The following is a 24,987-nucleotide window of genomic DNA, read 5'->3' as shown; positions in this document are numbered from 1 at the left end:
GTTGGCTGTCTTGTTGTGATCGTGATTGTTGGAGTTATCGGCTTAGGTATCGCGCTCGCGCCAGGACCTACTCCGGAAGAGAAGGCAAAAAGAGACGCGGAGGAGGCATTGCAGAAAGCAAGCTTCTCGGCGGACTACGATACACTTCGCTTGGCCGGAGCAATGGCTGTGGCGTCCGGCGATGCCACCAAATTCGACATTAGCGGATGGAACAGCAGTCTGGACCTTTACCTTCCCAACCGGCTCGATCTTAAAGCCGCAGCGCTGGCGAACTACTACTGCAACCAGAACCTAAAGCTGAAATCGTCCAAGTGGAAAGTCCGGGTTTATTTCGTCGATGGCGCAGTTGGGGCGGAGTGCCGGCTCTTCTAGAACTAGCTGGCAGTGCACCTCAATCTATTCAACCTGCTCTCGCATGATCCGCCGAATCCCTTCGTAGGTCCATTGCGCGTCCTGCTGTAGCGGCCGGGTCATAGTGACGGCAGGGCCGATCTTGCCTGATACCCGGCCCAGATTGCGGGTGGCGTAGGTCGCCCAACCGTCGTCGCGTAGAGGAACGATCTTGATCTGGAATTGCCGACCCCGTTCCGGTGCCTCACCCCAGGCCCGGCGCATGATGTCTTTCAGAACCGCATTTTCGGTGACGCCACCGAAGGCGCCATGGATATGCAGCCGGCCATCCCAATCGCGATCGATGCAGAACCAATACGGCAGCTGAATGCCAGCCCGGGCGAGCTGCTTGTCAAAGGATCTCTTCAGGGACTCCAGGAAGCCCTTGGGATGAGTCAGGGCCTTCTCCCGCGCCTTTGTCGTCAAATTGAAGGTGAACGCATAGGCGGGCTTCTCTGCGATCTGGAGGGCCGCTGTCGCGGCCACGGCTTTGACTACGTCGCCGGTATGAGCCCAGACGGGGACGTTGTCGTTAGAGGACTTGGGTGCGCCTGTAGGGCGAGCAAGAGAGGGAGGAGTAAGGGTTGGAATAGAGGGTGTGGGGTGTGCAACTGAAATCTCTTCCGCCAGCATGTGTGCCGGAACGCGGAAAGCGGCTATTTTTTCGAGGATTTTCTTGTCTTTGAAGGTAGACTGGCGGACCCGCTGCGGGACTTTTTTCGACCGGTTTTGAGGCCGGTTGTCCTGCGGAGTGGCGCTGGTCGCGCTATATAGATGGTGAGCTTCGGACGTTCTCTTAAGCAACGGCACGTTCGGGTCCTCCAGAAAGCCATCCGGGTTCGCCGCCGGGTGGCTTTCGCATTTGGGGTTCAATCTCGCTTTATAGCGTTCACCTTCAGGGTTACGCGCTTTATCGCAGCACGCCGCCCGGTCGTCGCTGTGTGCGGAGTTCCTGGGCTATCAGGGTCTTGATTTGGTGCTGGGCTGCCTGGGCGATGTTCTCGCCCATCCGCTGATGGTCCTGCGCCGACTGGCCGGGAGAGCCCTGCACGGTGACAGCGATCGACGGCGCGATCACATGCGCGGGAGCAATCATGGGCGCCGCAGTGCTGCCGGTGCCGCCGACCAGTCCGCCATCGGCAAACCTGGGGACGCCACGGTTGATCTGCTCTAGCACGGCGCGATTTTTGGCCGTGGCGTCGGCGTTCACGACAAACTCGCCGTGGCTCAGCCTCGCCAGGATCGAATCCGAGCGGCCGGTGCCGGGACCAGAGACGGCGCCACCGTCGGCGAACATCGGGAAGCTCAAGCCGCCAGTGCCGGCGCCAAGTCCAGACGACATGACGGGCGATGAGCCAGAGCCCAGGCCGAACACGCTGCCGATGCCGGAAAGCAACGGCTTGATGATCAAGGCTTGGTTTGCCATCTGCAACAGGGAGCGCGCAAAGCTACTGGCGAATGATTGCAGCGACTGGGTCGCGTTCTTGGTGCCCATCTCGAAATCGGTCAGCGGGCCATTCAGCGAACTGCTGAAAGCATCTCCAACCCCCTTCAAGGCGTTGTTTACTCGGATCGCCGCTGCTTCAGTGGAAGCGAGCGCACGCGGAATGTCGTTTCCATAGACGCCACGTAGCTCTTGCGCGATCTGGACGTCCTCCGGCGACATGAGCGCGGTTTGCCGGCTGAAATCGATCTGGGATTGAACCTTGGTCTTCGCCAGCGCCTCAGCCGCTTCGCTCGCGCGGTTCTGTAGCTCCTTAAACTTGGCCGCCTGGTTGGCGGTCTCGCGGCCACCGTTCGCCTGCACGGCGGCGGTCTCCTGGGCCTCCGCCCGGAAGCGGGCCAGTGCTGCTTCACCCAGGCCTACCGCCTTGGTGTCGGCCTCTACTTGCTGGGTGTGCCGGCGTAGCGAATTGATCGCGGCGTCGACCTTGTCGTCCTGGTTGGTCGTCGGGGCTCCCGGCGCCTTCAACGTATCGCGGCGAACACCCGACTGGACATTGCTCACCTCCTGCATGGCGCGCTGTACGTTGGCCGGGTTCATCATGGCCGCCCGCAGCCTATTGGTGCCGTCCAGGCGCTGTGCGTCCAAGCCAGTCTCAATGCCGAGCGAGGCCGGGTCGGAATTCAGGCCCAGCGCGCCGGTCATCTCGGTCATGCGGGTCCAGATCGATGAGCTTCCCATGGCGGCGAAGGCGTCCGGGATCTGCTTGAGCACGCCATAGAGCTTGTCTGCCAGCCCGACAAGCTCGACAAACGTTTCGACCACAGAGACCCAGTTGTCTTTGAAGTTGATACCGAGCTGGGCCATGTCCTGCTGAACGGGCTTCCATTTGTCGGCGAGGATCTTCTGGGCTTCGTCCATCCGGTCGCGAAGCTGGATAGCGCGGCCGATGTCGTCTTGGCTGACGATCTCCGCCTTGGACATGGCGTCAGCTTTCTGAAGCATCTGGTCCAGGTAGCCGTTGTCCGCGCGCAACGCCGTCGCGACCGGCTCGCCGAACGCCTTGCCGGCGATATCGAGTGCAGCCAGCCGTTCGCCTTTCTGCATCGCCTGGTCGATCAGAGAGACGATTGCGCGAAGCTTGATCTCGGTGTTCGTCGACCGCGCAAACTGGCCAACCCCGGCGTTGCCCGCGAAGTTCTCGGCCTTCAAGAGAGTGTCGATCCGCTGTTGAAGATCGCTACCTCCAAGTTGCTCAGTCGAGGCTTTGTTGAAGTGCTGTAGGGCCTCGGTGACCTGATCGATGGACAGCACAGCATTGGGCGCGCTCTTGGTGAAGCGCTGAAAGAAGTCGGTTCCAACTCCGCTCGAGCCGGCCTTAGCTGCAATCGCGTTGAAGGCTTCGATCTGCTGGCCTGCCAGCTCAACGCTCTTCTTTAGGAATTCGAACGTATCGACGACGGCGGCAATACCAAGCGCGATCGGTCGGAGGGCGGTAAGCAGTCGCCCGAAAGCGAGCGTTGCCGTGCCGGCCGCGCCCTGGGACGCGAGAAACCCGGCTGACATTTTGATGGTCGTCGCCGTGACTGCACGCGCTGCGTTCGCCGCGAGTACGGAGGTTTCATTCATCTGGCTCTTGAAGGTGTCGAGCCCGGTGACTTTGATCGGGATATTAAGAGCGGGCGCCATCGGGCTTTCCTACGTAAAGAGCCATGAGGAGGCCGGCGGCGGCGGCGGCGTTGGCAGCGATGGGCCCGCCCCGAACATGCTGATCTAGAAGCTTGTCGGCGTCACGTTCCGGCACGCCGGTGCCGATCAAACCGAGTTCCAGGAGGCGTTCGATGTCGTCGATCGAATAGGCGCCGGTCTCAAATCCAAGCAGGAGCGACGCCGCCGGCTTCCCATTGATGCCGCGGTAGCTCAGCACGCGGCGGACCCACGGGTGATTGAGATTCAGGTTATAGGTTCGCTCGCCCCAGGTGATCGTTCGGGCGCACGGGTCAACTTCACTCATTTCAGTACCTCACTAACTGCATCATTGATGGCTTCCTGGATGTCGTCTTTCATCGCCCGGTAGGTCGGCCAGAAAAACGGTCGCGCCGGTTGGTGCGAGGTGCCGTACTCAAAAGCCTCGCTGTAATCGTATGGCTTGCCGCTTCCTTCGCGGACTTCCTTGGTCGTCATGTCGCCGCCGGCCTGCACGATGTATTCGAGATCATTGGCGCCGGGAGCGACGGTGCAGGACGCCTCCAAGGCGCCGGACTCCGGCGACTCCTCAAGGGAACGCAATGCTTCGCGCTGGGCATCCGATAGACGGAATGCTTGCTCCCGCAGAACGTCCGATAGATGCTCGGTCAGCTTGTCTGGCAACGATGCGAGATAGGTTTCGAGGTCGTCCGCCATCAGAGCACCAGCATGTCGGCAGTGATCTCGGGGTTATCGAGGAACGAACCGCCTTCGCCGGCAGCGGCGCGCGAAACAGCCATCCATGCCGCGCTGACACCGTCGATCCGGTCGGTCGATTTGGTCTTGTGGATGACCCGGTTCGAATTCGTGTCGGTGTGGATAGCGACGTTTGAGAAATTCCAGCGCAAGATCGGGTGTCCGCCGTGGCGAAAGTTGCCGCCGATGATCGCGGCCTCAAGAATGTTGAGGGCCGGCGACTGCGTTGCCCACCCTTGCCGGATAGTGACGACCGGAAAGCCTTCCTCAACTAGCGGTGCAATCACGGCTTGCGCATAGGTGACGTCAAACCCGACTTCCTGGATCTGATACCGTTCTGCAAGCGCCCTGATGTGGTCAGCGACGGCACCATTGTCTATCGTGTTACCTGGGGTGGCAGTCAGGAAGCCATCGCGGCTCCACTGCTCATAGTTCACACCGTCAACGTCGCCGCGCCGGAGGATATCCGCCTCGGGGCAAAAGAAGTGCGGAAGCACAGTATACGTGTCGCCGTCTTTGAAGCAGGCCGCCACCGCGGACAAGTCGGTTGTTTTCGACATATCGACACCAATCCAGCACGGCGCACCGCGCAAGGCCTCATAGCCGATCGGGGCCGCGCCGCGATCATAGGTCGCCATGTCCACAAACGGGCTGGTCGAATGGGCCTGCCAGACGTTGAGCTTATATTGGAGCAATCGGGCACGCTCGGACGGGCTGTCCTTTGCGCGCGCCACATGCTTACGGAAACCGGCAATCGAAGGATAGCCGTGGGCGCTGCCTGGATTGACGCGCTTCCAAAGCTCTTCGTCGGCATAGTCGCAATCGGCCGGCGCCTCGAATAGGACCGGCAACCAGGTCGGATCGACGATCTCGCCCCGCGCGATCTTGCGGGCGCGTTCGATCACTTCCCAGGCCTTGCTATCGTCCCCACGGCCGGCCGTCGTCGCGACCACAAGCAAGCCGTTATCGATCTTGTCCAGGCCGTTGGTTAGGACAGTCCAGAGACCGTCACCGCGCCACACATGAAGTTCGTCGGCGAGCACGAAGCTAGGGGTCCGGCCTTCTTTGCTCGGTGCATCTGCCGAGATCACTTCCAGCTCGGTCCCATCGTGGGGATAGGCGATCTTTTTGGCGCTGTTGAAGGCGTCGTAGACCTTCGTTACCGGGACAAGGTGCTTGGTATCCGCCTGGACGATGCCGCGCGCTTCCTTGAACGCAATGCCGGCTTGGCTGCGGTCGCTGGCGGCAAAGATCACCTCGCCGCCGGGCACGCGCTCGGGGCCGATCGTGTGAAGCAGCGCCAGCGCGGCGGATAGGCTGGTCTTGCGGTTGCCGCGGGGGACCAGGATCACAACGATGCTGACAATTCGGTTGCCGGCGTCGTCGCGGGGTCCATAGATGCCGCGGACGATACGTTCCTGCCACGGGTCGAGCTGGAATTGCTTCCGGGCGAGGGTCGATTTGGGATGCTTAAGCCGCCGGAGAAATTCGACCGCGCGCTCGCCATAGCCGAACGGGTCGGGAATGGGCGTGTCGTCGAAGATCCAATGCGGATAGGTGTCCTTAGAGGGCGAGCGGGTTTTCATCGTCGCCTTCGTTGTCGTTGTCGCGCACAGCCGGACGCGATCGGGAGACGGGCGTGAGACCCAGCTCAGCGGCGAGTTGGCGCGCGGTCACCATGCTCTTGTCCTGAGCGCGGAGGAGCTTTAGGTCGATCTCGGTTCGCAGGAGCCCTTCCAACTGGCGAACCCTGCCCATGGCTACGCAATAGCTCTCCAATGAGCCTAGGTCCGCGATGGTTAGGATGCGGCGCTTGGCGAGCTCGGGCATGACGCGGCGCCATTCGGCCTTCGCCGCTTTTCCTAACCAGGAAGGCGGTTTGGTCGTTGCATCGAGGGACGCGGCGTCGGCGGTAAGCTCTGGTTTGCGGCCTCTCATGCCGCAAGCCTCTCGACAAACGCATATGTGCTTGGCAAGTATGAACCATGAAGACTCCCAAGTGGCTTCTTGGTACAGCGATTGCTCTTGGCTTGATGCTTGTCGTTGTAGGCATTCTCGCTTTCGCTCACGCCTATGCGCATATCGCCGAAGATGCGCGATGTTTTGCGACCTTCCGCTCCGCGCAATGGCCAAAATGGATCGGTTGCGCCATGGGTGCGCACGAAAATTTGGCCGGCGGGTTGATCGGTCTTGGCGGCGCTATATTTGCCGCTTGGCTCGCATATTCCGGCGCCCAGGACCAACTCCGCTCCATGCATTCCCAGGCCCGCGAATCGGCGCGCCTGCGCAATGAGGAGAAGCTGAACGAAACCGATTCTGCTATCGCGGCACTCAAGCTTGCAAAGGCATATCTTGAGGATGTGGCTGCTAAGTTTCCGCCGGAGAGTTCCGATGAAGCTTACATTGAATTCGATTTCGAACATCGACTGAAGGAGCTGTATCATAAGGCTCGCATTTATCTCAGCGAGTCTGCGGCAAGCGCCCCGCACGGCTTCGGACGAACTATAACTACCCTCATGTGGCGATTGGAAAGGCTGGGCGAGACGCTGGCCGCGCGCCCGCCGGGGCAGCTTCGTTCTGCTGGTCTGCAAGATGAAATTAGACTGACCGTGGAAGCCATTCGGAGGCTTTCGAAGGAGATCAGTAACTTCCTGCCTTCGCTGGAAAGTCAGCGTAAAAATCTGGCGGCTCAGGAGAGAAATCTGACCGTCAATTAGGGCACTTGCACGCTTCGGGGTCACGTGGAAGCACCTGTGTGCTCACAGGTCAGGTCCAGGCCAACGCGCCGGCCGATCTCGCTAACTGCGATAATCTGGAATTGCTGGCCCTGATAGGTGACGCGGTTTTCCAGCGTCACGCCGTCCAGGTAGCGCGTGCGGAAGGTCAAGACAGCATTGGTGATGGCGCCGCGCTGCCCTTCCTGTGTGTCGGTGGCATTCTTCAGGAGCTTGGCGCGCATGGAAGCGACCAGCGTCCAGGTCTCCACTGGCGTGCCATAGAGGTCTAGGCCGGTGGTGCGGCGCTGAATCTCAATGACGCGATCGAGGTTGCCGGCCCTCATGCCGCCCTCGCTGTCATGATGCCGGCGACGGTGACAATGCCGTGGCTGAATGAGGCATGCGGGTCGCGGAGGTAGCGCGTCTGCGTTACCATGAGGTCGTGGCAGGTGAAGTGATCGAGGACCAGGACGCCGCTGACCTGGGCGTCAACGCGCAAGGCCTCAACGATGGCGCTCACGGCCTGCTTACACTGGACCAAGCCCGGCTCTTGGAACCAGACGTGCAGCGTGGCGTGCGTCGTCGCGTCCCAGCGCCGGAACAGGGTCTGTCCCTCCCCAAGCTGTACGCACGACATGCGCTCTGGCCGGCCGTTTGCGTCAATGATCGCGTCGGGATCGACCAGAGCCAGAAGCTCAGCACTCGCCAATAGGCGCTGCCGAATGGCCTTTTGCAGGTCCAGCGAGGGGTCAAAAGCGGTCATTTCAGAAGGCAAATGCGCGGTAAGAGGCGAGCAAATCGAGGAAACCGAATGGCAGCGCGGTCGCGGTGACGCCAATCAAGGTTGCCTCTCGGTTCTCGTAAAGGTGCGCGGTCAATTGCAGCACCGCCTCGTTAACCGGGGCCGGTGTGCCGTTTGCGTCGGGATCGGACGCCGTATAGGCGCCAATCCAGGCCTTCGCCGCGGCGAGCTTGTCCGACAACAAGGCGTCGTCGGCGTCGATCGTGACGTTGAGATGGGCTTTGGCCTGCTCCAGGGTGATACCAGGCATGGTCAAAAAATCTCCAATTGGGTGGTCTCTTGCGTCGAGGGAATGGACCGGTCGCGGCGGTCGTTTGCGATGTTTTCACCCACCCCCGGGGTATGTCTCGCCGAGAAGCGAACACGACGCCGCCGTGTGCGCTCTGGCATCGGCTGATCGTTCTTCGCTGCCTCTGCGATCAAGGGCAGTGCATGCTTGCGCACCTTGCTGGGATCTAGCTCTGCCAGACTGCAAACGTCCTCAAAGTCGCTGTTCGGCTCAGTGAGCCATTCGCGCGTACGCATCTGGTCGAGGCGGGCTGATCGCCGCTTGGTCGAGAGTGGTTGCGCTGCATCCGTGATCGCTTGGTGGATGACGGCGCGCCAAAGTGCCTTGTCGCTCATTGCCGGCATTCCTCCGATTGTTTGCGGCTGGCATGGCAGGGCGAACTTGCGAGCGGCTGCCAATTGGATCGCGACCAGAACAGCTTCTTGTCGCCGCGATGGGGTGTTTTGTGATCGACGCAATCGGCAAGCCGACCACAGCCACATGCACAGAAACGGTTCTCTGGCAGTGCGAGGAACGCCTTGCTTTCGCGGCGCCACTTGCTGTCGTAGCCGCGATCGTTGGCGTTCGGCCGGCGCCGATCGCTTTCAGCCTTGCGCTTGATCTGGCAGGCGCACAGCTCGCCAGCCCAGACGACCTTGCCGCAGCTGCAAACACGACGGGGTTTGAAGGACATTAGCCTCGCCTCACATGGTTGGTAAGGTCGCCGATGGCGTTGAGGTCGTCCTTGATGCTGGTAACGTCGGCAGTGCTGGCCGATTGCTCTTTGCTGCCGAACAGGGCCTTAAGCATTTCCATGCGGCCCTTCTGAGCGTTGAGGATCTCGGCAGGTGTGGCGTCCCAAACGTCCTCGGGCGCCCAGCCAAGCCAGCCGGTGCCGATCTGGAAGAGATTTGTAAAGTATTCGTCGAACGGCATAGGCGTGCCGGTATCTGCCTCGCCGTTAGGCTTATCGTCGGCGCCAGCGAGCAGCATGACGAATTCGATCAGATCGCCAGTTGTGGCCAAGAGATCGCGCACGACGACGCCATTGGTCGGAAGCGCGTACTCGCCCCAGGCCTTAGCATTGACGATGGTCGCGCTGATGATGTCGAGGGCGGTGGTCAGACTACCTTCCGCGAGATAACGCGAAAGGTTGTGGAAGCCGTCATATTTTTCGTAGAGGACCCACGCGGCGCGCAGCGACGGCCTTAGCTCGGCGTTGAAGTCGCCGAGCGTGAGCCTGAATGTATTCGCTGCGAGCCGCATGTTCATGTCCTCTTAGGTCGCCGAAACCTTGAGCTTCACGAACCGGTCGGGGTTCGTGATCGAGCCGCCGACGCGCTTGCGCGAGTGGAAACGGGTCTGGCCCTTGGTCGCCATGCTGTAGGGATCGCGAAGCACCTGGAACGAGATGCGGTCGACGATGCGATAACCGGACAGGTCACCGAACAGGACGGGGAACTTGTTCGCACCGATATCGTCCATGTCCGGCGCCTCAACGATCGGACGGCCGAGCAGCGTCGGCGCGCCACCATTGGCGAGGTCGTCGATCAGGAGGTAACGGCCCATGCCGTCCTTGAAGAGACGGATGGCCGCGATCGTGTTGCGGTTCATCAGCCACGCGCCGCGCTGTGCCCAGAGAGTCGGGATTGCGTGGAACATGCCAATGAGTACGTCGGCCGGCGTTGAGCTTGGGAAGTTGGCAGCGGCGCCGGTGATGATCTGGTTGATGCCGCTGGCGGTCATCAGGCCGGCTGGCTGAGTGGTGCCGTTGCCCTTCACGAATGCGGTGCCTTCCGCGATGCCGAACGATTCCGCCGTATCGGAAGCCAGCTCGCCTTCGAGATTGTAGGCGTTGTCCTCCAGGAGCTGATTGGACACATCGGTATAGGTCGCCGCTTCGAAAGGTGTGATGTTCACGCCTTCGTAAGTCGGATCGCTTGAGGTGCGGTCGGCGGTGTCGGCCACCCAGGTCGCGGCGGTCGAGCCGGTGCGACGCGGATACTGGACCTGTGCAGAGCCAACCGTCACGACGCGCGCATACTGGCGAATGGGCGAGAACTGGCGCAGGAGCTTAAGCACTTCCGCGCCGAATTCCGGCGGCGTGAGTACGGTATTGCCGGCGGCGCCCAGCGACTTCTTTTCGATCTCGCTGAGACTGTCGGGACCGTGGCGAAGGAAGGTCTCGAACGACTTGGTCTCGACTTCCGCGCCAGCGCCGTGGCCTTGGCGGTTGAGCTTGGCTTCGAGCCGGTCGAGACGTTCGGCCGACTTGGTCTCGATTGCCTTGATGCGATCTTCGAACGTGCCCTGGAAGCCTTCGAGAGCTTTGGTCACGATCGCGGCCGGGTCGTCGTTACCGGCGCCGGTATCTTTCAGTTCGATGGGGGAAACATGCTTCATTGGAGTGGGACTTTGCCTTTCAGAGGTTGAGGTCAGTTGGTTGACGCCGCCGTGAAGCGTCGAATGACTGCGGCCACCGCTTCCGCGGTGTCGTATGATTTTGCGGCGGTGATACGCGCGCGGGGATGGGCGGGGTTGCGAACGACGCTGATTTCAAACAAATCGAGCGCGGCAATCACCCTGTTGCGTCCCTGTTGGGTTGAGGACTTGGTTTTGAAGCCAATCGACAAACCGGAGACCAAGCCGCTCTTGACCATGCCGAGCACGGTGCGGGCGCGCGGCTGATCCATGTGGAGCTTGCCCTTCACTACCAAGCCGTCATTGGTCTCCGCAGCATCGGTCCAGGTGCCGATCAGGTCGGCCGGATTGTGCTGGAACAGGATGGGAAGCTCGTTCGAGACGAAGTTGAACGCACCTTTGACGATCAGGTCGCCGGTCGTGTCTGGCTCGCCGAACGGCCAAGCGGTGCCGACGATCTCGCCGGCATCGGTGACGCTGAGCGTTGCTTTGATCTCAAGGCGATCGACGCTCACAGCGACACCCAAACGGCGGGCGAGGTAGCGCCGGTGAGATTGAAGCGGAGCAGGCAAAGGCCAATCTGGAAGTCGCCGTTGCCCGGGGCCGTATAGGTCACGTAGGCTTCGCCGCTCCGATCGACGTTCATCCATGTGGTGCCGTTGTCAGGGGACATTTGGAGCGCGACGGTTCCTCCGCCGAAAGCGCCCCAGGCGGCGACTGATCCGACGCCGCCAGACCAACGCACTGGGGTGGTGGCGCCGTTTGCGGTGAGATTAACTTGCAATTGCTTTGTCTCCATGAGGATTGCCGAGAAGCGTCCGCTCCAAAATTTTGGCCGCAAGCTCATACGTTTCGACCAGCGGTCGGCCGTCGACATAGGCCGCGTTCAATTCGGCCGCGCGCTTGGGTGCGGTGCCGGCGCCGATCAATGCGAGGCGGATGGTTTCATTGATGTCGGCCTGGGCGAAGTTGCGCGCAAACACGCGATTGCAGAGCGCGCCGATGGGGCCGCACTTGGTCTCAAGCTCGCGCACCAATTCAGGCGTGAGCTTGAACGCGTGATCGCCGTCGCCAAAGAAGGTTGTGTATGGGCTCATCATCACTGCTCGAACGCCGTCTCAATCGAGCCGTTGCTGTCGGCGTAGACGCTGATGTCTTCCACGTCCGACCAGACTTCGACCGGGGTAGTGCCGACCAGGCACTCGCCGTAGATCAGCGGGACTGCGTTACCTTGCTGGCCCGAATTGCCGATGTTGCCGCCGTTGACGTTGAGGCCATCGGAGGCCTGGGTTTGCTGGCCGGCAGGCTTGGTGAGCAGCTTAGAGGCGCCCGATAGTGCGAGGAGGTCGGCGATGCCGAGATTGAAGCCGTTGACCAGCTCAAGATCGAGCTGCATCCCGTTCCGCTTGTCGCCGCGGACGACTTTGTAATAGCCGTCCTCTAGTGCCTTCACGAAGCGACCAGGAAAAGCGCAGTTGAGCGCGCGCAAGGCCTCGCCGGCGGTCGCTACGTCAAAGCGATGGGACTGGCCGAACTCTTTGCCGAGCTTTCCGTGCAGATGGACCGTGCGAAGCATTAGGCGGCCTCTTGATTGCTGTTGTCGTTGCCGGCGTTCAACGCGCCGCCTGCATGTGCAGATGAAGTATTCGGGTTCTCGAATTTGTCGCCGCCCTGGTAAGCAGGCAGTCCAAACCCGATCGACCGGGCTTCGTTGGGATTGAGGATGCGCGCCGCGACCGCGACGGAAAGCGCCTGGGCTCGCGCGAGCAGATCAGCGCGGGCAAAGGCGTCCAGATTGAATTCGATGCAAAACTGGTCGCGCTCTTCTTTCGCCAAGAGCTTCAATTCGAGCGACTGTTCCCAGGCCTTGAGCCAGGGCAGCAATGTCATCGAAATGAATTCTTGGCCCAGGCTTTCGATGCTGCGCGGTGTGGCGCGGTCGGTGTCCATCAGCATGTGCGCCGGGACGCGAAAGATTCTTGCCACCTCTCGGATGGCAAATTGCCTCATCTCCAAAAACTGGGCATCCACCGAGGTCAGGGCGAGCGCCTGCCAGTTCACGTCACCCGGCAGGATCGCGGTAGCGCCACTGTTGGAGCCGCCGTGCGCGGCTTGCCAAGCTGCCCGCACCTTCGCGATGGCGTCCGGTGTCATGTTGCTTTTGAGCGAGAGCACGCCAGACGGACGGGCGCCGGTGCCGAACAGACGTGCCGCATATTGCTCCAGGACCATGCACAGCGCGATGGCCTCGCGGGCCTCGCCGACAAGGCCGCGCGACGGGCGATAGGCCGGGGTATGAAGGTGGATGAGATCGGCGGCGGGAATTTCGCGGGCCGGGTTCTTGCCGTCTGCCTTGATGGCGTAGGCCGGTTCGTAATTGGAGTAGTCCACGACGATCGACGAAAGCGCCGGGTCGAGCCGGATCAGCTCATAGGGCTTGCCGTCAACGCGTACGATTTGCGCAAAGCCCCCGTAGGGCTGGAGCAGCGCGTCGGCCGTTACCTGGGACCGGAATAGCGAGGCCGGGGTCCAGGCGTTCGGGGCATCGCCCAGGAGCCGATAGAGGGGATGGTCCGTCGCCGGCTCTTTGCCGCCATCGGGAAGCCGCCGGTAGATTCGCAAGGGGAGCTGGCCGACTGCTTCGGAGATGGACCGCACGGCGCACGCGACGGGCGCGCACGACATTGCGCTGAAAGGAGTTACGGACGCGCCGGCTACAGTCTGCCCAGCGCCGAACAGCGACAACAGGAAGTCGTCGGGCTCAGCGAGGCTGGCCTTGGTCTCGATACCGAGAAGAGATTTGAAGCGGGTCGCGATAGACAAATGAGCACAAGAGGTTGGCTCGCTGGTCAGGCGAGCGAAGAAAATTTCTCTGTACTGTGCATTTGTTTCGGAGCGTTGCCCGAATACGTAATATTATTGCGCAATTTTATTGCGTAAACAACCCTACAATAGTACCATTTTTGATATTTGCAGTTGCTGTCAGGGTTCCATAAGTTGTGGTCCGATGGGTCTCGCGGAGGGGAGATGTTGTTTCGTGTGGTTTTGTTTCTGGCCGCGGTGACGCTAGGGCCGCAATATGCAAATGCGGCCTCAAAGACGGCGGCGCCAAAGCCCAGCGATGAATTGCTCTCGCAGGTGGTGACGGATCTGAATATGGCACTGTTGCGGCCAGATGCGTCATGCGACCCGCTCTATCCCGCGGCGGTGAAAATCAATTCGAGCTACCTGCTTTTTAAGCGTGAGATTACGCGGTGGGAGAATGATTTTGCGATGCTCGCGATCGCTGGCGGGAATGCTGACGCCTCGGGCCTCGGGCAATTTCGGCTGGCGATTGCAGATCTCGCGCTTAAACGACGGTGCCTTGATATCGCGGATCAAGAATACCGGCAGGTGCTAACGGTGTACGCCGGCGTGCGGTATGTCGCGCTTCGCGATCGCGCGAAAGTTGGAATCGAGGATGTCCGAGATGCACGCCGTGGAGACCCGCGGGTTACCAAAAACCCCAAGCTTGATCAGATCGAGGAGGAGGCATACCGCGGGTTTGGTCAGGTTAGGCGGCCTTAAATGCGGTTTGCAGCCGAAGTCAAAAGCGCAATGTATCCAGTAGGGAGAAAATCCCTCGGTTTGCAAAATTAGCGAGCCAAAACAGTCATCAACGCTCGCCTGGGAGACTAGGGGGTCGGAGGTTCAAATCCTCTCACGCCGATCAATCAGATCAAAGACTTAGCCGAAAGCGTTTTTTCTCGAAATCTTTCGAAACGCCACTGAGTCGCCATCGCGAAAATGGTCCTAGTTCGGTAGTGGCGCGGCGCCGTAGGCGGAGAGGCATCATCGGCTCGATTGATCGCCCAGCATCTAGTCTGGCTCATCGGAGTCTAGTGACACGCCATATTTGCTCGCTCGGATTGCATTTAGCTTGGACATATTCGCTATTCGCCTCAGAGCCTCCTTGACCTTCGCCGCGATCCGCTTTGCATCGTCACTTATGCCTCCGACCTTGCCCAATTCCAGAGGCGCATAAATGTAGCTTCTCAGCTCTTCGCCAGAGCTGTCTTTGAATAATTGTTCAAATCGTTCCACGGGTACCGCCGCCAACAAGGCCAGCTTCTCGCGCTTCAAGCTTTCCACCGTGCGCAAGGCATTCTCGAAATCGAGGGTCGGCTGCGCTACCCGTCGTCGCTCTTGGATAACTTTGAGGATGCGCTCGTTCTTCACCCCGCGATGGAAAGGGTCGTCGGATGTCCAAAACTCCGAGCTGCCGTTTGCCGACGCGTAGTCGATCAAGTTGGCCGCGTCGCTATCGCGCCCAATTTCCTCAAGTATCGAAATAGCTGCATCGAGGTTTGGACGCGATACTACCGCGAAATTGTCTTTGATCCCATGAACGATGCTCGCGGATACTTCGTCTTCGTTATCCTTGAAGCTATCGTGGAATGGACGCCAGCACTGTTCAAACGCTTCCATCTGTTTCCGCTGACCTAAGCCATTTTCGACTTCTTTCGCCCTCGACAATATCTCGTCAGCCTCCAAGAGGCTCGTTTCAACGAAATTCAGGAGCGCATTATCAAGATCGTCCATCATTCCCCAACCGTAACCGTCGAGAACTACGTCCCAACGCTCACGTTCTGGGTCGTCACTAGCGTGCTCTTCGTCTTGGAATTCACCGCGCCCCATAGTGTACCGCTCGAACTGTCCACGCATGAGGTAAGAACTCGGCGGCGGTGCGGCTCCGGCATCCAGCTTGCGCCACCCAAACATGACCATCGAGTGAACAATCTGACGCACAATGTCAGGCGAGCATTGGCTGAGAATTTGTTCGTCGAGCATCCGTATTAGACGCTCGATTTTCTTGATAACGCGAATATTCGAGATGTTCAGCCTCTCGCAGTGTTCTCGAATGAGGCTGGATAGATCGTCACTATCAGTGATCGCGATACCAAGTGCCTCTTCACTGGTCGGGGCAAGCACGAGTTGCGTATCAATGACTTTCTCAAAGTAATCATCGAACTGCTTCTGTCCGGCATCGTCCAGTTGCGCCCGATTGAGCAGAAACACAGCTTTACACGCTCGCTGTTCGCGCAGGTAAGAGATTAGACCAAAGACATCTTTCACCGAAATCGAGCCGCGCCTCTCAAGATCATCGACGCAAACGATTTGATTGCGGATCGCTGAGAATAGAAGCGGCTGCGCCTTCGATAATGCGCCACCCAGATAAGGAACGGGGAGGGCAGAGAGAGCGCCCGCCAGCTTCTTTCCGCCTTTAAAAGCCGCATTACCTCCTGAGAGAAATCGTTCAAGACTTGTGCTGCCTTCCGGTAGCAGAAATTCTAAGTTCTCGAATATTGCCGTCTTCATTGCCTCGAGAGAGGCAATTCCAAAGAGAGAGACATAAGAGTGTCGCGACAGTCCCGTTTCATGTTTGCTCCGAACGCGATCTAGAATCGTTTGCCACGTATAGGTCTTTCCAACGCCCCACGATCCGGTAATGCACAGCACTTCGGGGGCAGGAGAGCGTAAGAAGCGTTCGATCTCGCGTTTTACTGCTTCAGTGGATGTCATTGCCTAATTGGGGTCCAAATTGAGAGACTTTCGCTGAGCTCAACAATATCTTCTTTGTCAGCACCGCGCCGAACAATCGTGAGGCAACGGTCCACAAATGAGCGCAACCGTCCAGGTTTGACCCTACCTCAAACACCCACCGCCATATCTCCGCGACCAGCCCACAATTACGCGCTGATGCCAACGCCAGAGGGGCGACGCGCGCGTGCGATCATTCTGGATGCAGTGGCTTGAGGGGAAGGTGTGATCGTCGTCACATGGCGCGCGCTGCCGCAATGGCTGGCGCTAAGCACTGCCCGCGGAGAGACCATGCGACCCCCGGGGCGTTTCCTCATCCGTAGTCTTGGTATCAGTAGTTTTGCGGGACCTTAGGCGTGGCCCTTGATCTCGTAGTGACCCGGCACGCATTTGTAGCGATCGAGGCGCCAGTTGGCGTGGTAGATCGGATGCTCGCCCATCCATTTCGCCAACGGCGCCTGTGCGCCGATCGCGCACTGCATCATCGACATCTCGGTCGTCATGTTGCTGTCGGTCACGATTTCCTCGATGCAACTGCACTCAGCCGGCAGAGCACGGCAACGACGGTCACGAACATTCCAGTCACCTCATCGGTTGTTTCTGACCACGAAGAGGATGCAAGCGGAGTGCCAGAGCCTGTGACGCAAACAACACGCTGGCCTGGCCGACTTGACCCAGCGTCCGGAGCCCATTTAACGTTTCGGATTATGAAAAATTGCTCCAAACCGAAGCCGGGCAAATAGGGGGAACCGGGAAGGGATGACCGCAGGGATGTTGAATGCTGGGGGCAGCGCCGCGCGGGCAGCCCTTCACAGGGCCTGCACAGCCGATAGGCTCGGCTCGTGCGGATCCTCGCCAAAAGAGCGGGACCGTTATGGAAACGCGAGGACAGACCATGAAGGCACGACCGACCGGCGTGATTCCGCCGATGACGACGCCGTTCCGCAAGGATGGCGAGATCGACACCACACTCGTGGCGCCCCAGGTCGACTGGATGATCGGCGCCGGGGCGCATGGCGTCGCGGCCGGCGGCTCGACCGGCGAGGGGCATACGCTCGATCACGAGGAATATCGCGACCTGATGGAAGCGACGGTTGCGGCGGTGAAGGGACGCATTCCCGTGATCGCCGGCATCATCGTCGATTCCACGCGCGATGCGATCCGCCGCGGCAAGCTCGTGCGCGACATGAATGTCGCCGCGCTCCAGGTCACGCCGGTGCATTACCTGTTCAAGCCGGACGACGAGGCGATGGTGGCGCATTTCCGCGCCATGGCCGACGAGACCGGCATGCCCATCATCATCTACAACGTGGTGCCGTGGTCCTACCTTTCGCCGGCGCTCTTGACGCGGATCATGACCGAGGTGCCGCTGGTGGTCGGCGTCAAGCAGAGCGCAGGCGATCTCAAACTGTTCGCGGACCTGATGATGATGGCGCCGGACAAGCTGATCTACAGCGCGGTCGATGCGCTGATGTATCCGTCCTACACATTGGGGGCGCATGGTTCGATCGCCGCGATCCTGACCGCGGCGCCGCATGCCTCGGTCGCACTGTGGGATGCGGTAAAGGCGGGCGACCATCCGCGCGCGCTCGACCTGCACAAGAAGCTGCTGACGCTTTGGAACGCTGTGATCGCCGACAATTTGCCGGCCTGCACGCGCTATGCGCAGACGCTCCAGGGGTTGCCCAGGACTTATCCGCGCGCGCCGATGCCGGAGGCCTCGCCCGCGCAGCAGGCGGCGGTCCGCAAGGCGCTGGACGGTCTCGGCGCGTTGAACGGAGCGCGCGTCGAAGCGGCCGAATAGTCCGCGCCCCGAAATAACTGTCGACCATGGCAGCGCCGATCCGCTTTTACCTGCGGATGCGGCGCTGCTACATTTTGTGAGCGCTCCGATGCGCGCGGCGCTAGCTGTGAAGAAACATACCGACAAGGGGAGGGGCCGAAAGTCCCATGAAGGATTTTGCAGGAAAGATCGCCGTCATCACCGGCGGCGGCACGGGAATGGGACGTGAACTCGCGCGGCAGCTCGTAGCCGAGGGCTGCAACGTCGCCATGTGCGACGTCTCGGAAGCCGCGATGGCCGAGACCAAGCGGCTGTGCGAGGTCGAGAAACTGCCGCAGGGCCTGCGCGTCACGACCCATGTCGCCGACGTCTCGATCGAGGATCATCTGAAGCGATTTCGCGACGAGCTCGCCGAGCAGCAGAAGACCGACCGGATCCATCTCCTGTTCAACAATGCCGGCATCGGTGGCGGCGGCAGCCTGTTCACCAACACGCGCGAGCAGTGGGAGCGCACCTTCAACATCTGCTGGGGCGGCGTCTATCTCGGCGTCCGCACCTTCCTGCCGATGCTGGTCGCGGCGGACGAGGCCCACATCGTCAACACCGCGAGCGTCAACGGCTTCTGGGCCTCGATCGGCATGGGGCAGGCGCACACCGCCTACAGCTCGGCGAAGTTCGCCGTGAAGGGATTTACCGAAGCGCTGATCAACGACCTCCGCCTGCACGCGCCGCACGTCAAATGCTCGGTGGTGATGCCCGGCCATATCGGCACCTCGATCGTGTCCAACTCGCGCAAGGTGCAGAGCACCGACGGCTCGGAGCGGCTCAATGCGGACGAGGTCGCGCTGACCCGCAAGCGCATGGTCGCGGCCGGCGTTCCGGATGCTGACAAGATGTCGGACGACGACATCCAGGCGGTGTTCGCCGAGCGCGCGCGCAGCTTCCTTGAGGATGCACCGACGACCGCCGCGCAGGCCGCGAAGATTATCCTCGACGGCGTCAAGGCAGAGCAGTGGCGCATTCTTGTGGGCGAGGACGCAAAGCGCCTTGACGAGCGCGTTCGTGCTGCGCCGGAGCACGCCTATGAAAGATCCTTCTACGAAAGCTTTACGCAGGAAGTCGGCTGGCGGCTTGGTTGAAGCTGCTTGCTGAGGCCGTCGGCGAGCGCGCGGATATAAGTATGATGATCATCATGGCAAGAGGCGCGCAGGTCATTTTACGTGCCACCTCTTGCCAGTGCTCGGCCACTTATGACGAATTGGAATGTCACGCATGCGACACATTCCATGCGTTCAAGCGATGGTGATCTCGAACGGCTCTCATTCAGTGCACGGCAGCTTGGTCAGGGAACTGAAATAGTTTAGTCAGTGATGTGTAAGGCGATGACCAGAGCGTAGCTCCCGATGATACCCGCATGTCTCTCCGACGACTGGATGCTTTGCCCGGAGCGAGAGGACATCTCCGCTGAATTCACGCGGCTCCTCACCGCGGCCCAGGAGGGCGGCGCCACGATCGCGGAATGCCTGATGATCGCGCGGCAGCTGAAGCGGGGCGAAGACCAGTCCTGGCATCGCGAGTGGAAGAAGCTGGCGCAGGCCAATCGGCATCGCGCCGAGGCCGCGTTCGCCGAAGGTCATAGGGCGACCGCACAGCGCAACTGGCTCCGCGCCATGAATTACTACAGTGCAGCCGCAATGCCGCTCGATCAGGCCGACGAGCGCCGCTGGGTCGCGGTGCTCGCGATGCAGGATTGCGCCCGCCGCTTCCTCGCGGCGCGGGACCCGGCCGGGGAAGTCGTGACGATCCCCTGGCTCGACGGACATTCGTTGCAGGGCTATTTCCTGCCCGCGCCGTCGGGAAGAGTGCGTGCCCCGACCGTGATCTGCATCGGCGAGCCCGGCCACCGCAAGGAGGAGTTCCTGTTCAAGCTCGCGCCGCATGCGCGCGAGCGCGGATTCTCGTTGCTGGCGCTGGATCTCTTTGGCGACCAGCGCGACGATTATCTCGACGCGCTGTTGCGGCGCCGTGATCTTGAGAGTTCGATTCCGTGCGTCATGGACTATCTGGAGACGTGCAGCGACGTCGATTTCGATCGCGTCGCGATCGTCGCCGATGGCTGGGGCTCTTCCTTCGTGGCGCGTGCGGTGCTGCAGGAGCCGCGGCTTGCCGCCGCCGTCTGCGACGGCGGACTGTGGGATCTGCACGAGCGGGCCTTCTTTGCCAGCCGGTTCGCCATGAGCGACGTCAGCATCGTCCCGGTGCCGCATGCTCCGCTGATGGCGTCCAGCGCCGACTGTCCGGTGCTGATCACGCTGGGCGAGGACGGCTGGCTCAAGGCCGATCGGGCGCGTCAGATCGTACGGACGTCCCGGCTCGGTAGCTCGGATGTCATGCTGAAGGTGTTCACCGCGGCCGAAACCGGCGCGGCGCAGGCCCATGCGGACAATCCTAGCCTTGCCAATGAATACATTTTCGACTGGCTCGAATCGCGGCTCGGGGCCGCCGGGCGCATCTAGAACGTCGGCGTCAGAAGTCGAGGGTCAGGCGGACGCAGGCCTTTTCGAGACGGGTTTTCAGCATCGCGAGCTTGGTGGTGAATTCCGTCAGTTCTTTCTCGTTGAACTCCTGGAAGACGAATTCCTTGATCGTCTTGTACTGCTCGTCGAGGCTCGCCAGGTGCTTCTGCGTCTTCTCGGTCAGGGACAGCCGGACCACCCTTGCGTCGGTCGGCGAGGGGCGACGGCGCAACAGGCCCTTCTTCTCGAGCAGCTTGGACTGGGTGGTGACGAAGGAGGGATCGACGTGGAGGAGCTTGGAGACGACGTTGACCGGAATGCCGTCGTCCTTGTCGAGGTCGGAGATCGCCATCAGGATCAGCCATTGCGGGCCGCTGATGCCGAGCGTTCTCGCCCAGAACTGACGCAGCTCCTCCAGATACATGTTGATCGACGATATCTCCCAGGTGAAGCGCCTGATGATATCCAGATTGCCGATGGAGCGGAGGCGCGCCCCTTCTTTCCTCGTGGCTGACACAGCGTCACTCCCGTGATCTGACTTGTTTGCGGCCGGTGTCGTGCAAGCCATAGTCCACGCAAGCCTGCCCTGACGCAAGTGCAGAGCAACCTAATTTTGTCACTAAAACTACAAACATGATCTGCTCAGCTGAATCGCTTCCTCCCGGTGTTGCGCGCGGGGCACAGGTTTAGTGAAACCCATAAGGCTGACTAAATAAACTATTTTGATTAGGGAACAGCGGATGCATATTGATCCGTGACGGTGGGGGGTACTCGATCGTCCCGTTGCAGGTGGTCCGCTCACGTCCCTCGCGTCGAAAGCGGGTGTGTCCGAAAGCGCGAAGCGGCCGAGCGGATTTAGAGACGGGGATCTGGGGGGCCTCACGGTCCAGTCTCCGTAAAATGAGCAACTTGGAGGTTTTAAATGAAAATGGTGAAGAGCCTTTTGCTCGGCACTGCGGCGGGTCTGATCGCCGTCGGTGGAGCTCAGGCGGCTGATCTTCCGGTCAAGGCCAAGGCGGTCGAGTACGTGAAGATCTGCACGCTGTACGGCGCGGGATTCTACTATATCCCGGGCAGCGATACCTGCATCAAGCTCGGCGGCTACCTGCGTGCTGAAGTTGCGCTCAATGCGGGCGGCAACTACAGCGGCGCGTATAGCAGTGTTGCCGCTGCGAACAACCGTCTGGCGAACTACTACTCGACTCGCGCTCGCGAGGACCTCAACATCGATACGCGTACCGCGACCGAGTACGGCGTGGTTCGTACCTATTTTGACGCGGTGTTCACCTGGACGACCGACATTTATACGGGAAGCGGCACGACGCCGGGTGCGACCGTTTACTCGCAACTCGGAAGTACCGGTGTGTCTGCGCCGAACAACGCAAGTTCAGGCACGATCTCGGGCGGTTCGCTCGGCGTCTACTACGCCTTCATCCAGTTCGCCGGCTTCACCATGGGTAAGTCCGTGTCGCAGTTCGACGCGCCCTGGATCAACTATCCCGGCAACAACTTCGACCAGCTCGTCGGCGGCAGCGGCACCACCAACGGTGTCAATCAGTTCACCTACACTGCCGATTTCGGTCAGGGCGTGACGGCGTCAATCTCGGCGCAGGACCAGTCGCTGGCCTTCCAGACCAACGTCTGGAACACAGCCGCCATGTCCACGGCCGGCGTTCTCGGCGGAGCTTATGGCGCGAACGATCTCGGTGGCACCACTGCGCCCGACATCGTTGGCATGGTCCGCGTCGACCAGGCCTGGGGCCTGTTCCAGGCATCGGTTGCCGCACACGACAACCATGTCGGCTACTACGGCGCAACCGAAGCCACCGGTCATCCCGAGGACAAATGGGGCTGGGCGGTCCAACTCGCACTGTCGATCAAGAACATTCCAACGGGCGCGGGCGACCAGATCAACATTTCGGGCGTCTATACCGATGGCGCGAGCCGCTACAACTTCCAGGAGCTGGCAGCGACCAGCTACTCGATGTTCGGCAGCTCGAGCTCCGCGTATCAGAGCATCGGCTTCGCCGGCGTGTCTGATGCGGTGTTCGGTGCCGGCGGCGGCCTCGAGCTGACCAAGACCTACGGCTTCCGTGGTGCTTACACCCACAATTGGAACCCGTACTGGAACTCGGCGCTCTATGGTGCGTGGGCTGCGGTCAACTACAGCGGCACGGCCAAGGGCCTGATCTGCGGAAGCGCTGCGTTTGCTTCGCTGACCGGTACCTGCAACCCGGACTTCAACATTGGCCAGATCGGCGTCATCACCCGCTGGACGCCGGTCAAGAACCTGACCTTCTCGGCTGACTTCGTCTACAGCCACCTCGACCAGAAGTACTCGGGAACGATCACGGCGCCGACGCTGGCAAGCGTTGCCAAGCCGGCGGCTGCATACGAGCTGAAGGACCAGGACACCTACAGCCTGCTGCTGCGCGCCCAGCGCAACTGGTAAGCTAAGGTCTTCGGATCTGAACTAGCCCCGGCGGGAAACCGCCGGGGCTTTTTACGAGATGGGCTTTCGGAAAATCCGGTAGCCCGTGCGGACGACGAAGACGAGCCATGCGATTCGACCGGCCCAAACTTATTTACTTACCTGAGTTACTAAGCTATATGGCTTGTAGCCGATTTACGAAAGTTGCGGCTCTTGGCGTGATGCTAAGCCTCCAGAAACCTCCGGCAATGCCCTGCCGGAGGTTTTTCGTTTTTGGGCACGGCTCAGCTGCGCATCACGCGCGCCCGGGAGTTTGGCCGGTAGGCGAGGCGGCTGTGGCCGGCGCAATAGGACTGGCCGTCGGATGCGGAGTTGCCGCAGAAGCAGAAATCGTCTGCGCCAGGCGTGGAGATCGGCCAGCGGCAGCGGTTCTCGGCAAGCTCCAGCAGCGAGCAGCGATTGGCATCGTCGATCGGGCCGGTGACTACGGGCGCGCCGGTGTCGCCATAGATCGTGGCGAGCATCTCGTATTGCAGCCGCGGCACGGTCCGCGGCGCGCGCGCCGGCGCGGTGCCCCTGTTCTGTACCTTGCGGTCGTCGATGGTCCGGCCGCGCGTCAGATTCAGGCGGGACAGCTTGCCGATCACGGCGTTGCGGCTGACGCCGATGTCGGCGGCGATCTCGCGGCAGGAGAGGCCGGCCTCGAAGTGCTGTTTCAGAAGTTCGATTCGTTCGTCGGTCCAGGTCTGTGAAGAAGTCGGTGAGAGAACAGGCATTGTAGCGGTCCCAGGTTGCAGATGTCGGCCATCCGCCTCTCGAGATCCGTCCGCCTCACGCCCAGTGCGCGCTCACGTCCTGCCATTGTCGCGAATCGACAAAAGCCCGTCCTTGATGGCGAGACGGATGCCTTCCTCGATCAAGGTACGTGCGACGCCGGGAACGCTGGTGCCGTGGGTGCCCTGTCTCACCAGCTTCTCCAGATAGGTGATGGTCGAGAGCGCCAAGGTTACGGGAATGCGGTCAGTCTCGGCTTTTTCGGTGGCCATGCCTAAACGCTAGCCTCATACGCGGGTACATAAAAGTAACGATTAAGAGTCTATTTAGGTTTGGAGGTGGAAGTCAAATCCGGCTTCGGCCGAAGCGTCAGCCCATTGGAATCGCTGGGGAAGTTCGGCATGGCGCAACGCGCCGTCCGAGAGGCCGGGCGGCGGTGTGGCGTCGATGGGTCAGAAAGGGCGGGCCGGATCAGCCGTGCACGATCGCCTTTTCGATCATGCAATGGATGCCCTTGCAGCCGTTGACGGTCTGGGTCACCCGCAGATCGGCCGCCAGGCTGCACAGCGTATAGGCGTCCTCGCGCGACAGGTTTCGCTTCTCGCCGAGCAACACGATCATATCGCGCAGCGCCCGCACCACGCACTGGTCGAGATCGGGGTCCATCGCCATGGTCATGTAGTGCGTCGCCGTCTCGCCGCGGGGATAATCGAGCCTGAGGTCCTTGCGCAGCGTCAGGCGGAAGCGGCCTTGGAGTGCGGTCTCGATCGCGGTGACGCAGACCTCGCCGTCGCCCTGCACGGCATGGCCGTCGCCGCAGGAGAAGAGCGCGCCGGGAACGAATACCGGCAGATAGAGTGTCGCACCGGCGCCAAGCTCCTTGTTGTCGAGATTGCCGCCCATGACGCGCGGAACGAGCGAGGAGATGCGGCCCCAGGCCGGCGGCGGCGAAACGCCCATCACGCCGAAGAACGGCTTGAGCGGCAGGTCGAGCCCCCACGGCATGCGGCCGACCATCCGCGACCGGTCGAGCGGGATGTTCAGGATGCGCGTCTCGTGGAAATCGTCGGGCAGGTGCCGGACAGTGGCTTGATCATGTTCCAGCCCCAATCCTGGCGGAGCTGGACGTTGAGGATCTCGACCGCGAGCACGTCACCGGGCTCGGCCCCTTCGATCGCGATCAGGCCGGTGAGGATATGGCCGGGGAGCATGCGCTCGCTTTTGGCATGAACCTCGAACATCTCGGGCGGAATGTGAAACTTGCTGCGGTCGGGCAGCATGTCAGGGCCGCCGCTGATGGTGTCGACCGTCACCTCGTCACCGCTCGCGATGGTGAGGACGGGCTTGAGCGCAGCTTCGAAGAAGCCCCAATGGCAGGTTTCGGGGCTGGAATGCAGGTGGTGATGGGGCATGTGGCTT

At 61.0% G+C, this 24,987-nt stretch carries 29 protein-coding genes and 1 pseudogene; 7 read left to right on the top strand and 23 right to left on the bottom strand.

The genetic code is table 11. The features are described from left to right. Nucleotides 1-15: 15 nt before the first annotated feature. Entirely contained in the window at nucleotides 16-372 is a 357-nt protein-coding gene (locus tag ABIB00_RS15105) for a hypothetical protein (RefSeq protein WP_354104893.1), read from the top strand. A 24-nt stretch (nucleotides 373-396) separates the two neighbouring features. Here the strand turns inward: ABIB00_RS15105 and ABIB00_RS15100 are convergent, their stop codons facing one another. Genes ABIB00_RS15100 through ABIB00_RS15075 form a run of 6 tightly spaced genes read right to left on the bottom strand, consistent with a single transcriptional unit; the run spans nucleotide 397 to nucleotide 6,214 of the window. Then, nucleotides 397-1,263 (bottom strand): hypothetical protein, encoded by an 867-nt coding sequence (locus ABIB00_RS15100; RefSeq protein ID WP_354104892.1) that lies wholly within the window; start codon nucleotides 1,261-1,263, stop codon nucleotides 397-399. Between the two features lie 37 nt (nucleotides 1,264-1,300). Next, nucleotides 1,301-3,523 carry a phage tail tape measure protein gene (locus ABIB00_RS15095; RefSeq protein WP_354104891.1) on the bottom strand — a complete coding sequence of 741 codons (2,223 nt, stop codon included), beginning with the start codon at nucleotides 3,521-3,523 and terminating at the stop codon, nucleotides 1,301-1,303. Beyond that, nucleotides 3,507-3,848, bottom strand: a complete 342-nt coding sequence (locus ABIB00_RS15090; protein WP_354104890.1) for a GTA-gp10 family protein — start codon at nucleotides 3,846-3,848, stop codon at nucleotides 3,507-3,509. Before ABIB00_RS15090 ends, ABIB00_RS15095 begins: the two co-directional genes overlap by 17 nt. Further along, nucleotides 3,845-4,237: an HK97-gp10 family putative phage morphogenesis protein gene (locus ABIB00_RS15085; RefSeq protein WP_354104889.1), complete on the bottom strand. Its 393-nt coding sequence runs from the start codon at nucleotides 4,235-4,237 to the stop codon at nucleotides 3,845-3,847. Before ABIB00_RS15085 ends, ABIB00_RS15090 begins: the two co-directional genes overlap by 4 nt. Continuing rightward, nucleotides 4,237-5,862, bottom strand: a complete 1,626-nt coding sequence (locus ABIB00_RS15080; protein ID WP_354104888.1) for a terminase large subunit — start codon at nucleotides 5,860-5,862, stop codon at nucleotides 4,237-4,239. The genes ABIB00_RS15085 and ABIB00_RS15080 overlap by 1 nt, the downstream gene beginning before the upstream one ends. Then, a complete protein-coding gene (locus ABIB00_RS15075; RefSeq protein ID WP_354104887.1) occupies nucleotides 5,840-6,214 on the bottom strand; it encodes a phage terminase small subunit P27 family in 375 nt (124 codons plus the stop codon). The genes ABIB00_RS15080 and ABIB00_RS15075 overlap by 23 nt, the downstream gene beginning before the upstream one ends. A 47-nt stretch (nucleotides 6,215-6,261) precedes the next feature. Here ABIB00_RS15075 and ABIB00_RS15070 point away from each other — a divergent pair, with 47 nt between their 5' ends. Beyond that, nucleotides 6,262-6,993: a hypothetical protein gene (locus tag ABIB00_RS15070; RefSeq protein WP_354104886.1), complete on the top strand. Its 732-nt coding sequence runs from the start codon at nucleotides 6,262-6,264 to the stop codon at nucleotides 6,991-6,993. Nucleotides 6,994-7,013: 20 nt separating this feature from the next. On the opposite strand, the gene ABIB00_RS15065 is transcribed toward ABIB00_RS15070, so the two are convergent. The 11 genes from ABIB00_RS15065 to ABIB00_RS15015 form a co-directional block, all read right to left on the bottom strand. Beyond that, a complete protein-coding gene (locus tag ABIB00_RS15065) occupies nucleotides 7,014-7,337 on the bottom strand; it encodes a phage head closure protein (protein ID WP_354104885.1) in 324 nt (107 codons plus the stop codon). Continuing rightward, a complete protein-coding gene (locus tag ABIB00_RS15060) occupies nucleotides 7,334-7,756 on the bottom strand; it encodes a DUF3168 domain-containing protein (protein WP_354104884.1) in 423 nt (140 codons plus the stop codon). The genes ABIB00_RS15065 and ABIB00_RS15060 overlap by 4 nt, the downstream gene beginning before the upstream one ends. 1 nt (nucleotide 7,757) lies before the next feature. Then, entirely contained in the window at nucleotides 7,758-8,045 is a 288-nt protein-coding gene (locus ABIB00_RS15055) for a head-tail connector protein (protein ID WP_354104883.1), read from the bottom strand. 2 nt (nucleotides 8,046-8,047) lie between these two features. Next, nucleotides 8,048-8,419: a hypothetical protein gene (locus ABIB00_RS15050; protein WP_354104882.1), complete on the bottom strand. Its 372-nt coding sequence runs from the start codon at nucleotides 8,417-8,419 to the stop codon at nucleotides 8,048-8,050. Next, nucleotides 8,416-8,757 carry an HNH endonuclease gene (locus tag ABIB00_RS15045; RefSeq protein ID WP_354104881.1) on the bottom strand — a complete coding sequence of 114 codons (342 nt, stop codon included), beginning with the start codon at nucleotides 8,755-8,757 and terminating at the stop codon, nucleotides 8,416-8,418. Before ABIB00_RS15045 ends, ABIB00_RS15050 begins: the two co-directional genes overlap by 4 nt. Continuing rightward, the gene (locus ABIB00_RS15040; RefSeq protein WP_354104880.1) at nucleotides 8,757-9,329 is read right to left on the bottom strand and encodes a phage tail assembly chaperone; all 573 of its coding nucleotides are present in this window, start codon (nucleotides 9,327-9,329) and stop codon (nucleotides 8,757-8,759) included. The genes ABIB00_RS15045 and ABIB00_RS15040 overlap by 1 nt, the downstream gene beginning before the upstream one ends. Nucleotides 9,330-9,341: 12 nt before the next feature. Next, the gene (locus ABIB00_RS15035) at nucleotides 9,342-10,466 is read right to left on the bottom strand and encodes a phage major capsid protein (protein ID WP_354104879.1); all 1,125 of its coding nucleotides are present in this window, start codon (nucleotides 10,464-10,466) and stop codon (nucleotides 9,342-9,344) included. A gap of 32 nt (nucleotides 10,467-10,498) precedes the next feature. Continuing rightward, on the bottom strand, nucleotides 10,499-11,134 hold the full coding sequence (locus ABIB00_RS15030; RefSeq protein ID WP_354104878.1) for an HK97 family phage prohead protease: 636 nt from the start codon (nucleotides 11,132-11,134) through the stop codon (nucleotides 10,499-10,501). Between the two features lie 123 nt (nucleotides 11,135-11,257). Beyond that, entirely contained in the window at nucleotides 11,258-11,584 is a 327-nt protein-coding gene (locus ABIB00_RS15025; RefSeq protein ID WP_354104877.1) for a gene transfer agent family protein, read from the bottom strand. After that, nucleotides 11,584-12,060, bottom strand: coding sequence for a tail assembly protein (locus ABIB00_RS15020; RefSeq protein WP_354104876.1), 477 nt, complete (start codon nucleotides 12,058-12,060; stop codon nucleotides 11,584-11,586). Before ABIB00_RS15020 ends, ABIB00_RS15025 begins: the two co-directional genes overlap by 1 nt. Further along, nucleotides 12,060-13,229: a phage portal protein gene (locus ABIB00_RS15015; protein ID WP_354104875.1), complete on the bottom strand. Its 1,170-nt coding sequence runs from the start codon at nucleotides 13,227-13,229 to the stop codon at nucleotides 12,060-12,062. Before ABIB00_RS15015 ends, ABIB00_RS15020 begins: the two co-directional genes overlap by 1 nt. Before the next feature lie 282 nt (nucleotides 13,230-13,511). Between ABIB00_RS15015 and ABIB00_RS15010 the strand changes: the two genes are divergently transcribed. Then, nucleotides 13,512-14,051, top strand: coding sequence for a hypothetical protein (locus ABIB00_RS15010; protein ID WP_354104874.1), 540 nt, complete (start codon nucleotides 13,512-13,514; stop codon nucleotides 14,049-14,051). Between the two features lie 291 nt (nucleotides 14,052-14,342). Here the strand turns inward: ABIB00_RS15010 and ABIB00_RS15005 are convergent, their stop codons facing one another. Both ABIB00_RS15005 and ABIB00_RS15000 read right to left on the bottom strand, forming a co-directional pair. Then, nucleotides 14,343-16,046 carry a P-loop NTPase fold protein gene (locus tag ABIB00_RS15005; protein ID WP_354104873.1) on the bottom strand — a complete coding sequence of 568 codons (1,704 nt, stop codon included), beginning with the start codon at nucleotides 16,044-16,046 and terminating at the stop codon, nucleotides 14,343-14,345. 368 nt (nucleotides 16,047-16,414) lie between these two features. Beyond that, the gene (locus ABIB00_RS15000; RefSeq protein WP_354104872.1) at nucleotides 16,415-16,582 is read right to left on the bottom strand and encodes a hypothetical protein; all 168 of its coding nucleotides are present in this window, start codon (nucleotides 16,580-16,582) and stop codon (nucleotides 16,415-16,417) included. A gap of 377 nt (nucleotides 16,583-16,959) precedes the next feature. Here ABIB00_RS15000 and ABIB00_RS14995 point away from each other — a divergent pair, with 377 nt between their 5' ends. From ABIB00_RS14995 to ABIB00_RS14985, 3 genes are all read left to right on the top strand, one after another. Then, nucleotides 16,960-17,868: a dihydrodipicolinate synthase family protein gene (locus ABIB00_RS14995; protein ID WP_354104871.1), complete on the top strand. Its 909-nt coding sequence runs from the start codon at nucleotides 16,960-16,962 to the stop codon at nucleotides 17,866-17,868. Between the two features lie 146 nt (nucleotides 17,869-18,014). After that, nucleotides 18,015-18,986, top strand: coding sequence for an SDR family NAD(P)-dependent oxidoreductase (locus ABIB00_RS14990; RefSeq protein WP_354104870.1), 972 nt, complete (start codon nucleotides 18,015-18,017; stop codon nucleotides 18,984-18,986). Between the two features lie 264 nt (nucleotides 18,987-19,250). Next, nucleotides 19,251-20,363: an alpha/beta hydrolase family protein gene (locus ABIB00_RS14985; RefSeq protein ID WP_354104869.1), complete on the top strand. Its 1,113-nt coding sequence runs from the start codon at nucleotides 19,251-19,253 to the stop codon at nucleotides 20,361-20,363. A 10-nt stretch (nucleotides 20,364-20,373) separates the two neighbouring features. On the opposite strand, the gene ABIB00_RS14980 is transcribed toward ABIB00_RS14985, so the two are convergent. After that, nucleotides 20,374-20,880, bottom strand: a complete 507-nt coding sequence (locus ABIB00_RS14980) for a MarR family winged helix-turn-helix transcriptional regulator (RefSeq protein ID WP_354104868.1) — start codon at nucleotides 20,878-20,880, stop codon at nucleotides 20,374-20,376. A gap of 405 nt (nucleotides 20,881-21,285) precedes the next feature. Here ABIB00_RS14980 and ABIB00_RS14975 point away from each other — a divergent pair, with 405 nt between their 5' ends. Beyond that, entirely contained in the window at nucleotides 21,286-22,815 is a 1,530-nt protein-coding gene (locus ABIB00_RS14975; protein ID WP_247349399.1) for a porin, read from the top strand. Nucleotides 22,816-23,078: 263 nt separating this feature from the next. On the opposite strand, the gene ABIB00_RS14970 is transcribed toward ABIB00_RS14975, so the two are convergent. From ABIB00_RS14970 to ABIB00_RS14960, 3 genes and pseudogenes are all read right to left on the bottom strand, one after another. Then, complete coding sequence (locus tag ABIB00_RS14970) at nucleotides 23,079-23,570, bottom strand: GcrA family cell cycle regulator (RefSeq protein ID WP_354104867.1); 492 nt, start codon at nucleotides 23,568-23,570, stop codon at nucleotides 23,079-23,081. 72 nt (nucleotides 23,571-23,642) lie between these two features. Further along, the gene (locus tag ABIB00_RS14965; RefSeq protein ID WP_007603456.1) at nucleotides 23,643-23,840 is read right to left on the bottom strand and encodes a hypothetical protein; all 198 of its coding nucleotides are present in this window, start codon (nucleotides 23,838-23,840) and stop codon (nucleotides 23,643-23,645) included. A gap of 199 nt (nucleotides 23,841-24,039) precedes the next feature. Beyond that, nucleotides 24,040-24,980 (bottom strand): annotated as a pseudogene (locus ABIB00_RS14960) (acetamidase/formamidase family protein). Nucleotides 24,981-24,987: the final 7 nt, after the last annotated feature.

The organism is Bradyrhizobium sp. LB14.3 (genome assembly GCF_040547985.1).
GTDB lineage: Bacteria > Pseudomonadota > Alphaproteobacteria > Rhizobiales > Xanthobacteraceae > Bradyrhizobium.
The sequence above is the reverse complement of the archived record's forward strand: the minus strand, read 5'-3'. Positions and strand labels throughout refer to the sequence as shown.

Bases quoted from the DNA above. Each gene is read 5' to 3' on its own strand.
- ABIB00_RS15080 (WP_354104888.1), bottom strand. From the start codon at position 5,862: ATGAAAACCCGCTCGCCCTCTAAGGACACCTATCCGCATTGGATCTTC.
- ABIB00_RS15060 (WP_354104884.1), bottom strand. From the start codon at position 7,756: ATGACCGCTTTTGACCCCTCGCTGGACCTGCAAAAGGCCATTCGGCAG.
- ABIB00_RS14975 (WP_247349399.1), top strand. From the start codon at position 21,286: ATGAAAATGGTGAAGAGCCTTTTGCTCGGCACTGCGGCGGGTCTGATC.
- ABIB00_RS15020 (WP_354104876.1), bottom strand. From the start codon at position 12,060: ATGCTTCGCACGGTCCATCTGCACGGAAAGCTCGGCAAAGAGTTCGGC.
- ABIB00_RS15065 (WP_354104885.1), bottom strand. From the start codon at position 7,337: ATGAGGGCCGGCAACCTCGATCGCGTCATTGAGATTCAGCGCCGCACC.
- ABIB00_RS15010 (WP_354104874.1), top strand. From the start codon at position 13,512: ATGTTGTTTCGTGTGGTTTTGTTTCTGGCCGCGGTGACGCTAGGGCCG.
- ABIB00_RS15075 (WP_354104887.1), bottom strand. From the start codon at position 6,214: ATGAGAGGCCGCAAACCAGAGCTTACCGCCGACGCCGCGTCCCTCGAT.
- ABIB00_RS15085 (WP_354104889.1), bottom strand. From the start codon at position 4,237: ATGGCGGACGACCTCGAAACCTATCTCGCATCGTTGCCAGACAAGCTG.
- ABIB00_RS14985 (WP_354104869.1), top strand. From the start codon at position 19,251: ATGATACCCGCATGTCTCTCCGACGACTGGATGCTTTGCCCGGAGCGA.
- ABIB00_RS15045 (WP_354104881.1), bottom strand. From the start codon at position 8,757: ATGTCCTTCAAACCCCGTCGTGTTTGCAGCTGCGGCAAGGTCGTCTGG.
- ABIB00_RS15030 (WP_354104878.1), bottom strand. From the start codon at position 11,134: ATGGATGAACGTCGATCGGAGCGGCGAAGCCTACGTGACCTATACGGC.
- ABIB00_RS15035 (WP_354104879.1), bottom strand. From the start codon at position 10,466: ATGAAGCATGTTTCCCCCATCGAACTGAAAGATACCGGCGCCGGTAAC.
- ABIB00_RS15070 (WP_354104886.1), top strand. From the start codon at position 6,262: ATGAAGACTCCCAAGTGGCTTCTTGGTACAGCGATTGCTCTTGGCTTG.
- ABIB00_RS15005 (WP_354104873.1), bottom strand. From the start codon at position 16,046: ATGACATCCACTGAAGCAGTAAAACGCGAGATCGAACGCTTCTTACGC.
- ABIB00_RS15055 (WP_354104883.1), bottom strand. From the start codon at position 8,045: ATGCCTGGTATCACCCTGGAGCAGGCCAAAGCCCATCTCAACGTCACG.
- ABIB00_RS15040 (WP_354104880.1), bottom strand. From the start codon at position 9,329: ATGCGGCTCGCAGCGAATACATTCAGGCTCACGCTCGGCGACTTCAAC.
- ABIB00_RS14965 (WP_007603456.1), bottom strand. From the start codon at position 23,840: ATGGCCACCGAAAAAGCCGAGACTGACCGCATTCCCGTAACCTTGGCG.
- ABIB00_RS15090 (WP_354104890.1), bottom strand. From the start codon at position 3,848: ATGAGTGAAGTTGACCCGTGCGCCCGAACGATCACCTGGGGCGAGCGA.
- ABIB00_RS15095 (WP_354104891.1), bottom strand. From the start codon at position 3,523: ATGGCGCCCGCTCTTAATATCCCGATCAAAGTCACCGGGCTCGACACC.
- ABIB00_RS15050 (WP_354104882.1), bottom strand. From the start codon at position 8,419: ATGAGCGACAAGGCACTTTGGCGCGCCGTCATCCACCAAGCGATCACG.
- ABIB00_RS14990 (WP_354104870.1), top strand. From the start codon at position 18,015: ATGAAGGATTTTGCAGGAAAGATCGCCGTCATCACCGGCGGCGGCACG.
- ABIB00_RS14970 (WP_354104867.1), bottom strand. From the start codon at position 23,570: ATGCCTGTTCTCTCACCGACTTCTTCACAGACCTGGACCGACGAACGA.
- ABIB00_RS15025 (WP_354104877.1), bottom strand. From the start codon at position 11,584: ATGATGAGCCCATACACAACCTTCTTTGGCGACGGCGATCACGCGTTC.
- ABIB00_RS14995 (WP_354104871.1), top strand. From the start codon at position 16,960: ATGAAGGCACGACCGACCGGCGTGATTCCGCCGATGACGACGCCGTTC.